General features: G+C 38.5%; 12 protein-coding genes and 1 pseudogene. 10 read left to right on the top strand and 3 right to left on the bottom strand.

Going from position 1 to position 13,583, the window contains the following annotated elements; translation table 11 throughout:
* The first annotated feature begins 48 nt into the window (after positions 1-48).
* The 4 genes from AC27I2_RS01530 (at position 49) to queG (ending at position 4,109) form a co-directional block, all read left to right on the top strand.
* Entirely contained in the window at positions 49-915 is an 867-nt protein-coding gene (locus AC27I2_RS01530) for a DMT family transporter (protein ID WP_487203326.1), read from the top strand.
* Entirely contained in the window at positions 912-1,604 is a 693-nt protein-coding gene (locus AC27I2_RS01525; protein WP_058403198.1) for a glycerophosphodiester phosphodiesterase, read from the top strand. The genes AC27I2_RS01530 and AC27I2_RS01525 overlap by 4 nt, the downstream gene beginning before the upstream one ends.
* Before the next feature lie 70 nt (positions 1,605-1,674).
* A complete protein-coding gene (locus tag AC27I2_RS01520) occupies positions 1,675-2,892 on the top strand; it encodes a methyl-accepting chemotaxis protein (protein ID WP_138529610.1) in 1,218 nt (405 codons plus the stop codon).
* Positions 2,893-2,978: 86 nt separating this feature from the next.
* Complete coding sequence (gene queG, locus AC27I2_RS01515) at positions 2,979-4,109, top strand: tRNA epoxyqueuosine(34) reductase QueG (protein ID WP_058403200.1); 1,131 nt, start codon at positions 2,979-2,981, stop codon at positions 4,107-4,109.
* A gap of 156 nt (positions 4,110-4,265) precedes the next feature.
* On the opposite strand, the gene AC27I2_RS01510 is transcribed toward queG, so the two are convergent.
* From AC27I2_RS01510 to AC27I2_RS01500, 3 genes are all read right to left on the bottom strand, one after another.
* Complete coding sequence (locus AC27I2_RS01510) at positions 4,266-5,399, bottom strand: response regulator (protein WP_058403201.1); 1,134 nt, start codon at positions 5,397-5,399, stop codon at positions 4,266-4,268.
* Between the two features lie 68 nt (positions 5,400-5,467).
* The gene (locus tag AC27I2_RS01505; RefSeq protein WP_487203325.1) at positions 5,468-7,441 is read right to left on the bottom strand and encodes an ATP-binding protein; all 1,974 of its coding nucleotides are present in this window, start codon (positions 7,439-7,441) and stop codon (positions 5,468-5,470) included.
* Positions 7,442-7,560: 119 nt separating this feature from the next.
* The gene (locus tag AC27I2_RS01500; RefSeq protein ID WP_487203597.1) at positions 7,561-8,049 is read right to left on the bottom strand and encodes a GNAT family N-acetyltransferase; all 489 of its coding nucleotides are present in this window, start codon (positions 8,047-8,049) and stop codon (positions 7,561-7,563) included.
* 81 nt (positions 8,050-8,130) lie between these two features.
* Here AC27I2_RS01500 and AC27I2_RS01495 point away from each other — a divergent pair, with 81 nt between their 5' ends.
* From AC27I2_RS01495 to AC27I2_RS01470, 6 genes and pseudogenes are all read left to right on the top strand, one after another.
* Entirely contained in the window at positions 8,131-8,706 is a 576-nt protein-coding gene (locus AC27I2_RS01495; RefSeq protein ID WP_487203324.1) for a glutathione peroxidase, read from the top strand.
* Between the two features lie 84 nt (positions 8,707-8,790).
* Positions 8,791-9,072: a peptidylprolyl isomerase gene (locus AC27I2_RS01490; RefSeq protein ID WP_002958009.1), complete on the top strand. Its 282-nt coding sequence runs from the start codon at positions 8,791-8,793 to the stop codon at positions 9,070-9,072.
* Between the two features lie 64 nt (positions 9,073-9,136).
* Positions 9,137-9,715: pseudogene (locus AC27I2_RS01485) on the top strand (glutathione S-transferase family protein).
* 17 nt (positions 9,716-9,732) lie between these two features.
* Positions 9,733-10,083 (top strand): DUF2750 domain-containing protein, encoded by a 351-nt coding sequence (locus AC27I2_RS01480; protein ID WP_058403205.1) that lies wholly within the window; start codon positions 9,733-9,735, stop codon positions 10,081-10,083.
* Positions 10,084-10,180: 97 nt separating this feature from the next.
* Entirely contained in the window at positions 10,181-10,861 is a 681-nt protein-coding gene (locus AC27I2_RS01475) for a site-specific integrase (RefSeq protein WP_138529607.1), read from the top strand.
* Positions 10,862-10,984: 123 nt separating this feature from the next.
* Positions 10,985-13,558, top strand: coding sequence for a M1 family metallopeptidase (locus AC27I2_RS01470; protein WP_487203323.1), 2,574 nt, complete (start codon positions 10,985-10,987; stop codon positions 13,556-13,558).
* Positions 13,559-13,583 lie beyond the last annotated feature (25 nt).

The following is a 13,583-nucleotide window of genomic DNA, read 5'->3' as shown; positions in this document are numbered from 1 at the left end:
AGACGCTCGCCCAGTGATAACATGCTAAAAAAAGGAGATGACGTTTAAATGCAGCCACAACAGCAAAGTTTATTTTACTTACATATTGCCGTGTTACTTTTTGGAGGAACGGCCCTATTTGCCAAACTCATTGGTTTAAATGCGCTGGATATTACCGTTTACCGAACAGCCATTGCTGGTATGGCGATATTGACAATGCTTTTATTAGGAAAAAAAAAAATAAAGCTAAATAAGCCAAAAGACTACTTTATTGCCCTATTTTTAGGTGTTGCGGTGGGATTACACTGGGTGACTTACTTTGCGGGGATGCAAATGGCAGGCATAACCATTGGTATGCTTGCATTTTTTAGCTACCCAGTAATGACGGTTTTTTTAGAGCCGTTATTTAATAAAAATAAGCCTCAAGCAAAAGACATAATAAGTGCTGGCGTAGTTGTACTTGGTATTTATTTATTAGTGCCAAGTGCTGATTTAGGTGACGATGTAACGCTCGGTGTTATTACTGGTGTGGTATCGGCGTTATTTTTCTCTATTAGAAACATTACCCATAAACGCTACTTTAGCCAATATGGCGGCCCACAAACAATGTTTTATCAAACCTTAGTGGCAAGCTTAATGCTGTGCGTATTTATTGAAGTGCCCGTGTACGAAGTGAGTAACCATGACCTTATTTTAATTGCCGTTGCTGGTATTATATTTACCGCTACACCACATTCGCTATTTGCGGCAAGTTTAAAACATTTATCGGCTGCAACGGCAGGGTTAATTTCGTGTTTACAACCATTGTACGGTACTATTTTGGCTATTATTATTGTTCACGAACGCCCAACATTAATGACTTTTATTGGCGGCGCACTTATTGTAAGCGCGGCATGCTTTGAAACTTGGTCGATTACTAAAAAGGCGCGACAATGAAAATTTTTGCACACAGAGGCGCAAGCGGCCACTTTCCCGAAAACACCAAAAGTGCCATTTTAGAAGCGTTGAATATTGGCGTAGATGGTATTGAAGTTGATATTCAAAGTGCCACCGACGATTACATGATCATACATGACTCGTGGTTAGATCGAACCACTAATGGTAAAGGTAAAGTTAGCGAGTTTGACGCCGCAACTCTAGCAAAGCTTGATGCTGGTAATGGCGAATATATACCCACGCTTCAGCAGTTATTTGATTGGAATGATAATAAAACCTTACTTAATTTAGAACTTAAACATGCCTTTGAGCTTGAAAAGTTTGCTAACCAGCTTGAGCGTAATATCAGTGCGGGAACAATTTCATGTGCTAATATTTTAGTGTCATCGTTTGATCACCATCAATTACAATGGCTTAAAAAACGTTTACCTTGGTTAAAAATAGGCGCATTGACGTCTTCTATTCCAATTAATTATGCTAAGTTTGCCCAAGATTTAAATGCATTTAGCGTGCATGTAGATAAAAACTTTATTAACAAGGCATTTGTAGATGATGCTAAAAAACGCGGGCTAGAAATCTACGCTTATACTGTGGATAAACAACAAGATATCGCACTTATGCGTGACTACGGTTTAGACGGAATTTTTACCAACTTTCCCATGCAATCCAAAGCATATTTGCTATCGTAAGCTAATAAATAGATTCGCTTATACCTTGCTAATGCCTGCGTAAAAGCGTTCAAACATAGGTTTAAGCAAGATGAGTGGCTTAATGAAAATTTATAATTATATCGAACAAACGTTCTTTTTTACTTTAACGCGTAAAATTGTTGGTAACTTGAGTTTTGTTTTTTTGTTTCAGGCTATTACTTTATTTTGGCTTTATGACAGCTTAAGTGAGCAACAAAGTCTTGGTCTTTTTTGGCTGCTAACCTTGGTTATTGTTGCTGGCTTTGCGTTTACCCTTTTTTATATGCGATTTTTAATTGTGCGTCCTGTAAAAGCAATGTGCGATACGCTCATTAAAATTAATCAACAAGATGCCAATTTAAACGCCAAACTCCCGCACTTTTCATTCGACGAATTTAAAACGTTAAGCTCCCAATATAACGATTTCACTAGCCATTTAGGTGAACTGCTTAACACAACCTACACCAGTGCAGAGGCAAGTGCGCAAAGTAATAAAGCGGTTACAGAGTCGATGAAGCATACTGAAAACTCTAGCCAGCAGCAAATACACTTGAGCCACACCATCATTGATGCCAGCAACCAAATTACTCAAAGCTTGCAAAATATTGTGGGCAACACCGACAGTGTCCACACTGTAAATAATGAACATTTAGCCTTTGTTAAACTCTCAGATAAAGAGCTCAGTACCCTCGTTGAGCAAGTTCAATTAATTACTAATATGCTAGGTAGTTTTGCAAGCACAGTGGAGGGGTTAAAAGAAAACAGTGAAAATATTCGCAGCATTTTAAAAATGGTTGAGGAATTTTCTGATCAAACTAACTTACTCGCTCTTAATGCCGCAATAGAAGCTGCACGAGCAGGTGAAGCCGGACGTGGTTTTGCTGTTGTTGCTGATGAAGTACGCACACTTTCAATTAAGGTAAGCGGTGCAACTCGCCAAATTAGTGACTTTATTAATCAAATGAATGATTTGGTCAGTGAAACCAACAAAGAGTCAGAGCAGCTGATTAGCCACTCTAAAAATGCACAAAATTCAATAAGTGCAACCTCAGATGGTTTTAGTAAAATGCTTAACGAATTTGAGAGTAATCAACAGCAATTACAGCAAATTGCCAGCGCCGTGCATTTACTAGAAGATACGCAAAATTTAACCCATCAATCGGTAGAGCAAATTGTTGAGCTTGGTGAGCAAGCCAAACAACAAATAGACACCGCCCTTGCCGATAGCCAATTATCACAAGAGTTAAGCATGCAAACTCAGCAGCAATTAAAGCGCTTTGTGCTTTAGTTTGCGCTACATTAACGCGCTAAACTCAACACCGCCCTGTAAATATGGTAAATTACTGGGCGATTATTTAACGTGCGTGAAAATGTGTGAGTAACCTAACTCCTGACTACCCTAAATTAGCCCAGCAAATAAAAGCATGGGGAAAAGAACTTGGCTTTAGCGAAGTGGGCATTACCGATATAGATTTGAGTAAGCATGAGCAACAGCTTCAACGCTGGCTTGATGCCGGCTTTCATGGCTCAATGGATTATATGGCAACACACGGCATGAAGCGCGCACGACCAGCTGAACTCATACCTGGTACACAGCGAGTCATATCAGTAAAAATGAACTACCTCCCACCTGATGCAGGCTTTGCTAAAACATTAAAAAATAAACAAAAAGCGTATATTAGCCGTTATGCACTTGGTCGTGATTACCATAAATTAATACGTAACCGATTAAAAAAGTTAGGTCAAAAAATAGAACAAGAAGTGGGTGAATATGGTTTTAGGCCCTTTGTTGATTCAGCCCCTGTTCTAGAGCGCCAATTGGCAGAAAAAGCGGGGCTAGGTTGGCGCGGTAAACATTCGTTACTTATAAATAAAGAAGCAGGGTCATGGTTTTTTTTAGGCGAGCTGTTTATTGACTTACCTTTGCCTATTGATAGTGAAAACACCTTTGAAGGCTGTGGAAAATGCGTTGCCTGTATAACATTATGCCCTACAGGTGCAATTGTAGAACCCTATGTGGTTGATGCGCGAAAATGTATTTCATATCTGACAATAGAGCACCAAGGGCCTATCCCTGAGCAGTATAGATCTTTATTAGGCAATCGTGTTTACGGCTGCGACGACTGCCAACTAGTGTGCCCATGGAACCGTTATGGACAAATCACCGACGAACAAGACTTTCACCCGCGCACGCAGCTAAAAGACAAAGACTTGCTAGCGCTATTTAGCTGGGATGAAGAAACATTTTTAAAAAATACCGAAGGGAGTCCGATCCGCCGAATTGGTCACGAACGTTGGTTACGTAATTTAGCGGTTGGTTTAGGTAATGCAAACTTTGCCCCAGATATTATTGATGCACTAGAGCAAAAAATAGATGGTTGTAGTGACCTAGTAAAAGAGCATATTGAGTGGGCCCTGAAGCAGCAAAACAATAAACAACCCTCACTTAGAAAAACGCAAAGGCTGATTAGGATTGTAGAAAAAGGCTTACCACGAGATGCATAAAACTTATGGTAGCCTCAAGGTCTGTTGGTTTTATAAGGGTTTAAATTACAGTAACCTATTTGCTACCTAAGTAATGTAGAGCCCGCTTAGTTACAAATCTTACGCAGTGATTAAAAAGACCAAGCTTTAACAAACCTTAATCCGCAAAAGCTCACATTATTGACTGTGGTTTAGTAAAATTGAAAGTTCTTTTTCAATATCTGCAAACGCTTCTTTTACTTGAACAACAGACTCCTCGCGGGCAACTGAATTTTGAATTGTTTCATCTACTTTTTTATAGATAAAAATTTCTTGGTCTTCATCTAACCCCATCGTTGGAATTCTTACTTCAAGGTCTTCTTGTAGCTTTTTAAACACCTGTTCATTATTTATTCGGCTTTCATTTAGTAAATCTATCAAACCATGAAACTTGGTGTGCACAGTACTTGCCACTGCATTAAGTTTTACTTGCTGCGCATCTAATAAATTTTTAGTTATTATGGCGCGTAACTGCTGCTCTGTAACACTTACTATAAAACAAACGTGGTCACGTATTCTGCCGTGTTTATCTGGATCATGTCCTGGCATATTTAAAATAAGTAAACTTATTAGTTCATAATTAACCAATAAACGCTGCGAAAATTCATGTAGCCGCCCCTTATTTTTAAGCATTTCAAACAACTCAATAACAATAGGCGAGCACACTCCATGCAAAGCATAATGCTTAACAATAGAGTCGTATCTAAATTCTACGTTGCTCTGAAGATCAAACGATTGCAGGCAATCAATGAGTGCTTTTGCTAGATCATCTGGATTAGTAATTAGCGCAATATTTTCGACATAGTTAACTATTTGCCCCATTTCACTGCTGTTAGCCATCGCGTTAAAAGCGGTAGATGTGGCCACTTCCACTTGTTTTTCCAGGCTTTGTTTTTCGACTAATACTTGATTTAGATTCTTTAATTTAGACCTAAGCTCGTCGTGTCCAAACGGTTTTACAATGTAATCTTCAGCACCGACTGAGTAGCCTTCCATTCGCTCCTCTACCGTTCCTCTTGCTGATACAAACATAACAATAATATGTGCTGTATTGGGGTTAGATTTAAGCATTTTACATACTTCGTAACCACTCATTTGCGGCATGCTTACATCAAGTAAAATAACCTGCGGCATATAATCTTCAACCATATCCAAGCATTCAGGGCCACTGGTAGCGAGCTTCAGCTCAAAATCCAGTTCCTCTAAAATCTCTTCTATTATTTCAAGATTAAAAGGCTCGTCATCTACTGCTAGTATTTTTGTTAAAGCCATAACTAAATCATCCTTTTAAATTCGAAAATAAATCACTTAAAAAAGCAACCTACTGTTTTAGCGTACTTTTATTCGTTAACTAGGTGTTCTTCTAAATTTATTTTGAGTGGTAGTTTTATATGCACTGTGGCACCGCCGCAGGCATTATTATAGGCATTAATGTGACCTTGGTGTAACGATACAAACTCTCTGCAAAGTGCCAACCCTAATCCAGTACCACCTGCACCACTGTTTGTTTTACTGCTTTGCACAAACTTTGTGAAAATATGATCAAGCTCATCTTCAGGAATACCAATACCGCTATCAATGACTTTTATTTCAGCATATTCATCATTTGTAGCAAGCGTGATCGTAATATTGCTTTTCGGTTCGCTAAACTTTAATGCATTACCCAATACATTGCGTAATAACTGATTAATTTGCTCTTCATCACATTGCGCAATGACTGCTGAATCTGGCGCCGGAAAAATAATATTAATTTGTTTTTCCATAGCCGTGCCCGACACATCATCAATACTGGTTTTAATAATGCTTTCAAAATTATGCGGGCGCGGATTAAATGGAAATTTACCAACATCAAGCTTTGATAAATCTAGCAGGTTGTTTAGTAACGATAGTAGCCTATCGCCGCTGCATTCAATGCGTGACAAATACTTTAATAGCTTTTCTCTTTCAAAATCACCCGCTTCTAATTTGTCTAGCCCAAAGCGAGCAAAACTTAAAATTGAGTGCATAGGCGTTCGTAGCTCATGCGACATATTAGCTAAAAAGTCTGATTTACTTAAATTTGCCGCTTCAGCTACGTTTTTAGCATGCTCTAACTGCGATGTACGGGCTTTAACTTCTTCTTCAAGTAAGCCTTTTGCTTCTTGAAGTAGTTCTTCTTTTTGCTTTAAATGCGTCACATTTTTAAAAATTACTGCTAATGCAATTTCGCCATGGTGGTCTATTTCATTAAAAGATCCAAATAGTGGGACTGTGCCACCACTCTGAATGGGGAGGCGTAAATCATAACTAAACTGGCGATTACTGTTTAATGTTGAAATTTTATCTCTGATCCCAGCAACAGAGTCATCATCTAAGAAATCAAATAATGATCTCCCTGCCAGCTCACTAAAGGGTAGACCCAACAACTTAAGACATGCGTCATTTGCTTCAATAATTTGGCCACTGCGTTCAAATAGCATGATCGCGTCAGGGGTGTGTTTATAAATAACTTGCAGCAGACTGTCTTTTTCTATTAATGCATCGACAGTTTCTTGAAGTCGGTCAACTAACTCGGCATTTCGGCGTTTTAATAATTCGGTTTGCCAAAGCTTGTGCACTGATTGCAGTAAAATATTTTCATTAAGTGGTTTAATAAGAACATCTTCTACACCTTGGCGAATAGCTTCTATCATTGAAACTTGGTCAGGCCGAGAGGTAAAAAGTAAGCACCTTGTATTGGGTTGCCTCGCTTTTAGCTTTGAAAATATCTGTAACCCGGTGACATCACCTAAGCTAAAGTCACTTATTAAAATGTCAATTTTATTGTCTTGTGCAATGCCAAGAGCGTCAGTCAAATTACTTGCAGTGAAGGTTTTTATATGAGCACCAAGCAAATTGCTTTGCATGTTCTCAAGTCGCTCTTGAATGTGATCTACCAGCAAAATAGTGGGTAGCTGCAACATATGGCTTGAGTCTAATTCTAATAAGCTCTCTAAAAGAGAGGTGATCTCTTTATTAGAAAAAAAAGGGTAAACAACCGTTGCCTCAGGCACTATTTTATTAAGGCCTGCAAATGCAGTTAGCTGCTCAGTATTTTCTGTTTTTGGAGCTAGAAGTAATAACCGCCCGTGAGATAGTTTATCGATTATAGGCTTTACAGGGCTTACCGGAACGCCATGAGATATAACAACTAAATCGAAGCTGTTGGCATGAGTGTACATTTCAAGCATAGAAAAATGGATCAACTCAACATGACACCCTATAAGCTCTAAGAGTACTTTTACCCTCATTGCTATGATGGTGCTACTGTCTATGATTAATATTTTTCTTTCCATTAAACTACACTTTAAATCAATTAAATTTATATGTTATTAGCGTAGTATAAAAATGCCTAAATAACACACATTCCTTGTATGTTATTTGTAAACAAATATGACCAATTAATTGTTGTAACTTATTCTAAATGCTTACCAAATATTGTTAGGCTGTATAAGTTATTATCCATAACAGCAACGTTTGGTAACTCGCCCCACACATCAAAACCAAAGTGCTTAAATAGCTTAATACTTGGCAAATTATGGCTAAAAATAAAACCAAGTAGCACATTGATTTTAAGTTTTTTAGCCTCAACTTGGGCAAACTGCATTAACATTTTACCAAGGCCTTTACCTTGTGCATTTTTAGTTATGTAAATACTCATTTCTACAGTTCCATCGTAAGCTGGGCGTCCGTAAAACGATTTATAGCTCACCCACGCAAGAACGGTATTGTTTTCACAGTAAACATAAATTGGGCGATTTGGGGTATGACTATTAAACCAATCTTTTTTTTCTTCAACGGTTACTTCTTCGGTATCTGCCGTTACCATTCGCCCTTCTATGGTTTCATTATAAATGGCAACAATTTCATTAAGATCGTCAATAGTAGCTAAGCGAGTTGTCATAGTTAATTTAAGTGGTTGATCAATTTTCTCCATATTAGCGTATGATCAGCCAATCAAACAATCGGATAGTTAGGTAATATAATGCTAAAAAGAATAATAATAGGGTTATCTTCTTTATTGATAAATAGTGCGGTTACAGCACAAACACTGCCAAACAATGAACCTATTGAGGCACACACCTGTGACGATTTTACCAACGTTGATATTCGAAAGCTGCGCTCTAAAGAATCAATAAACCTATGCGAATTCAAAAATAAACCGCTATTAATTGTTAATACTGCCAGTAACTGTGGTTTTACCCCTCAGTTTGAAAGCTTAGAAAAACTACACAAAACATACAAAGACGAGGGACTAGTAGTCCTAGGTTTTCCTTCTGATGATTTTTTTCAAGAAGAAGATAACGAAAAAGAAACGGCTAAAGTCTGTTTTATTAATTATGGGGTTACCTTCCCTATGTTCGCCACCAGCGAAGTAAGAGGCAGTGATGCAAACCCTATATTTAAGCATTTAAATGAGCAAACAAGTTCGCCAAATTGGAACTTTTACAAATATTTAGTATCTGCTGATCGTAAAACAATTTTACGATTTAACAGTAAAGTTAAACCAGATTCACCAAAAATGATTAAGGCAGTAGGAAATTCGCTGTCTAAAATCTAAATTTATACTGGTACAATTTGTTGAAACTAACTAGTATGGCAATACACTAGGTTAAAAAAACACCACTTATACTCAGGAGATTTTATGACAGTGGCAAGCGCACGACACATTTTGGTAGACAGCGAAGCACAATGTTTAGACTTAAAAACAAAAATTGAACAAGGCGAAGACTTTGCTGAATTAGCAAAAGCACATTCTAATTGCCCATCAGGGCAAGACGGCGGCGCCCTTGGTGAGTTTGGCCCGGGTATGATGGTACCAGAGTTTGACAAGGTGGTATTTTCTGCACCTATTAACCAAGTACAAGGCCCTGTGCAAACACAATTTGGTTATCATTTACTTGAAGTTACAAGCCGTTCAGAATAAATTGAGCTTTACTGCTATTAACGTTTAATAAAAGCCGCATTAGCGGCTTTTTTTTGGAGTGATTATGCAATTAATTGGTTCTGTCCCATCACCGTATGTTCGCCGAATTAGAATGTGGGCTATGCAAAATAACTGTCATATTGAACTTGTAAGCTTAGATATATTTTCTGAGCAAGACCGCCCAAAAATGGCCAGTAAAAACCCTGCGCGAAAAATCCCTATTTTAATTGATGATGATTTAACACTGAGCGACTCAAACTAAATAATACGCTACTTATTAGACAAAACAGACCAAGCAAAACTAACGTGGCCACAAGAACACCTTCTCACCACTATTAATGCCTGTAACGACTCACTAGTTGAAATGTTGTTATGTAAACGCTCGGGCTTAGATACTCAAAGCGATGCATTATTTTTTAATCTTCAAAATGAGCGAATAGAGCAAACATTAAGCTTTTTAAGCAACCATTTAAACGATGAAGAATTTAAAAGCTGTGAATACCTCAACATCAGTTTATACTGCCTGCTTGATTGGATTAGCTTTCGTGAATTAACTGACTTTAGTCAGTACAGTGAACTTGTTGTATTTCATGCGCAATTTAGCGAACGTCAATCAGCAATAGAAACTAATCCTCGTCACTAACTTAATAAGGTAAACACATGAGCGATATTGAAATTGAATCACAACTAGTTAACTTCGTAGAAAAAGTACGTGTTAGCGAAGTCATTTGGGCACTGGGCGCAGAAGATAATGGCTTTGTAGTGTGCGACTCAAACCAATTTGACGACACTGATGTTTTACTGCTTTGGGAAAGTGAAGAAGCGGCTAAAGCGCAGTGTAAAGAAGAATGGAAAGATTACAGCCCAGTAGAAATTAGCCTTGATGAATTTTTAGATGCATGGGTTGAAGACTTAAATGAAGATGACGCATTAGTTGGCATTAATTGGAATGATGACCAAGTATGTGTAGAGATTGAACCGACCGGCTTAGCTCGCGCATTGAGTGAATAATAGTTTACACACAGGACATAAAAGCCTGGTAGCCCAACTAGCATCCAATGCTAGTTGGGTATAAAATAAAACATCTTATTATTTTCAAGGTATTACGTTGAAAACCCATCTTGGTCGCCGCTCTTTTTCAGCCATGGAACTGCACACTCTTTATAATGGATATATATACGGTGATTTTCGACTCCCCCGTGAACAAGCAAAACATTGGCATTTTTGGCTGCCACTAATAGCCTACTACAGTGGTGCTTACAGTGATGAAATTGGCTGTTTGACCCTTGATGACCTTTGTATTCATAATGATATTTTATGTTTTAACTTCCATACTCACGGTAAAATAAAGCCGCGTTTAGTCCCTGTACACAATGCATTGATTAATGCCGGATTTAATGAGTATATTGAATTTATAAAATCAAAAAATTATCAACGGCTTATGTTTGATCTTCCGGCTAAAACCGGCAGATACAGTGAAAAAGTGCGTATTTGGTTTTCAGGTGAAGGTGAGCGTGCCGGCTACTTACAAAAATGTGATATCCCCAACGTTGACCAACTCGGTATGAAAACGGCCATAAGTAGCCTGCGTCTTAACTTTGAACAACAAGTTCGTATTTATGCGCTACAAGCTGACTCTAAAAACGCATTTAATTATTTAATGGGTTTTAACGAGTACTCAAACAGCCAGTTTGATGACATCAACTTATTAAATACGGTTATTCAACAAGTACGCATTATAAATACTCAACTACATTGGCAACGTTTTTTATCTCGCGAAAGTCACTGACAAACTTTGTTACTATTTACATTCAAAGCGACTTCTTAAATCAATTACGCGCTCCACAAAAGCTGGTAGGATAAACTGTACCCATAAAATCTGGGCGTTTCTAACAATAAACAAGGGATCATTATGTTTCTTAAAAGCCTCTTAACAGTGAGCGTTGCGCTAGCAATGAATGCTGCACACGCTAACGAATTCGTTATAGAAAAACTCGCAAAACCAAGTTCTCAACATGTATCGCTAACACTCGACCCTAGCCAAGATACATTTTCAGGAATGACTGAAATTGCATTAGAAGTATTAAAACCAACCCATTATATTGAGCTCAATGGTGTTGATTACGCTGTTAAAGTGGCACAACTGTTGGGTAAAGAAAACTGTGACCTAAGTAACGAAATGCTTAAAACAGGTAAAGTGAAATTTAGCTGTGATGAAAAAATCCAACCGGGTAAATACACGCTTAAAATTGATTTTTCGGCACCCTACAATCGCCAAAGTGTGGGCTTATACAAAACCTTAGATCAAGGTACGCCTTACCTATTTACCCAATTTGAAATGAGTGATGCACGTCGTGCCTTTCCTGTTTTTGATGAACCAAGCTATAAAATTCCTTTTCAGTTAACAATAACGGCCCCTAGCTCACAAAAAGTATATGCCAATACACCAGAACTAAAAACAACAACAAATGGTGATATGACAACGCACTTTTTTGATAAAACACCGCCTATTCCATCATATTTAGTAGCAATGGCAGTTGGTCCGTTTGAAGAAATAGACATAGAAGGTATGCCAATTCCTGGACGTGTTATCACTCCTCAAGGTAAAATTCATTTAGCCGAATACGCAAAAGATAATATGCCGCGCGTACTTGCAGCATTAGAAGAGTACTTTGGTATTCCTTATGTATATAAAAAGCTCGATTCGGTTGCCGTACCTGAATTCCCATTTGGTGCAATGGAAAATTCAGGCTTAGTAACCTACCGCGAAGATATTTTGTTAGTTGATTTAGCCGCGGCAACACGCAGTAAAAAACAACGTAACGTCTCTATTATTGCTCACGAGCTTGCTCACCAATGGTACGGTAACTTGGTCACCATGAAATGGTGGAATGACTTGTGGTTAAACGAGGCGTTTGCAAGCTGGATGGCAGCTAAAATGACCAAGCAGCTAAATCCTGAGTTTGAATCACATTTAGACTTACCGCAAAACAACGTAATGGCATTAGACGCCCGCTTGAGCACTAAGCCGATTCGTAAGCCAATTAAAACTGAAGCTGACATTATGGACGGTTTAGGCCTTGCATACAGTAAAGGCAGCTCAGTACTGGCAATGGTTGAAAATTGGATTGGCGAAGAGGCGTTCCAAAAAGGAATTCAACGTTACTTAAAAGACTTCTCTTATAAAAATGCAGAAGCGGCTGATTTATGGCAGGCACTGGGTAAAGCGTCAAACAAAGATGTAGCCAGTGTTTTAAAATCATTTATTGAGCAATCTTCTTTCCCTCTTGTAAATGTTAAGCAACAAGGTAAAAAAGTAACTATTTCACAAAGCCGCTTTGTAAATGCTGGTGTTGATGCGCCAGCACAGCTTTGGAATGTGCCAGTAACGATTAAATACGGTGCAGGCGACAAAGTTAAAACAGCCAGTATTTTACTTAACAAGCAAAGCCAAACACTTGATTTAGACTTTGCACCAGAGTGGATTTACCCTGACCAAGGCGCTCTTGGCTACTATCGCTGGGTAATGGACGACGCGCAATTTAACGCATTAATTGAAAACGCACCAACGGTACTAACTGACCGTGAACGCTTAGCATTATTATCGGCAACCGATGCACTGCTTAAAGCCGGTGTTATCTCTGCCGCTAAATTAATGCAAACACTTGAAGTTTTTGTGAGCGACGGCCACCCTCGCGTAGCAAATACGGCGCTGGGTTACTTGGTATCGCAGCAACGTACGTTCAAAGATGAGAGCAATAAAGACCTATGGCCTGCGTTTATACGTGATGCGGTTACCCCTGCAGCTAAAAAGTATGGTTTAGAGGCAAAAATTGACGAAGATGGTGCCGTGTCACAACTTCGTGCAGCCGTTATATCTCGCTTAGGTTTTGATGGCGAGGACCAAAACGTAATCAATAAAGCCAAAGAACAAACGCAAGTGTATTTAACTAATCCACAAAAAGTAGATCCATACTTAGCGAGTGTTTATTTGAGACTTGCTGCTTTTCATGGTGATAAAGCCTTGCTTAATCAATTCATGACAACATTTAAAACGACTAAAGATCCACAAGTGCGCACTAACATGCTAGCGGCAATGGGCTTTTTTGGTGAGTCTGAGTTACAAAATACAGTGCTCGCTTACAGCTTAACTGATGAAGTAACCGCATCTGATATGCGTACTATTTTATCTGGGCAAAGTTACACAGAAGAGCGCCAAGCATTATTCATAGATTGGGTTTATAATAATTACGATAAAGTAACAGCAAGTTTACCGCCGTTTTTTATTCCTAACTTACCGTACTTTACAACTGTAGGCTGTGATGCCAAAAGCTTAGCAACCACTCAAAACTTCTTTAACTATAAAATCTCAGACGTACCTGGGTACAGCCGTACATTGAGTAAACTAGAAGAAAGTACACTTGATTGTATAGCACTAAAAAACCGCGAGCTTGATTCGGTCAATAGCTTCTTAAACAGCAAATAAACCTGTTTAATTAAGTAATAAAAAG

Source organism: Pseudoalteromonas sp. NH0006-46, assembly GCF_057547735.1.
This window is presented reverse-complemented; position numbering and strand designations above follow the sequence as displayed.

Excerpts from the sequence above, each read along its gene's own strand:
- AC27I2_RS01525 (WP_058403198.1), top strand. The coding sequence starts at position 912 with ATGAAAATTTTTGCACACAGAGGCGCAAGCGGCCACTTTCCCGAAAAC.
- AC27I2_RS01510 (WP_058403201.1), bottom strand. The coding sequence starts at position 5,399 with ATGGCTTTAACAAAAATACTAGCAGTAGATGACGAGCCTTTTAATCTT.
- AC27I2_RS01490 (WP_002958009.1), top strand. The coding sequence starts at position 8,791 with ATGACAGTGGCAAGCGCACGACACATTTTGGTAGACAGCGAAGCACAA.
- AC27I2_RS01530 (WP_487203326.1), top strand. The coding sequence starts at position 49 with ATGCAGCCACAACAGCAAAGTTTATTTTACTTACATATTGCCGTGTTA.
- AC27I2_RS01480 (WP_058403205.1), top strand. The coding sequence starts at position 9,733 with ATGAGCGATATTGAAATTGAATCACAACTAGTTAACTTCGTAGAAAAA.
- AC27I2_RS01520 (WP_138529610.1), top strand. The coding sequence starts at position 1,675 with ATGAGTGGCTTAATGAAAATTTATAATTATATCGAACAAACGTTCTTT.
- AC27I2_RS01500 (WP_487203597.1), bottom strand. The coding sequence starts at position 8,049 with ATGACAACTCGCTTAGCTACTATTGACGATCTTAATGAAATTGTTGCC.
- AC27I2_RS01470 (WP_487203323.1), top strand. The coding sequence starts at position 10,985 with ATGTTTCTTAAAAGCCTCTTAACAGTGAGCGTTGCGCTAGCAATGAAT.
- AC27I2_RS01505 (WP_487203325.1), bottom strand. The coding sequence starts at position 7,441 with ATGGAAAGAAAAATATTAATCATAGACAGTAGCACCATCATAGCAATG.
- AC27I2_RS01495 (WP_487203324.1), top strand. The coding sequence starts at position 8,131 with ATGCTAAAAAGAATAATAATAGGGTTATCTTCTTTATTGATAAATAGT.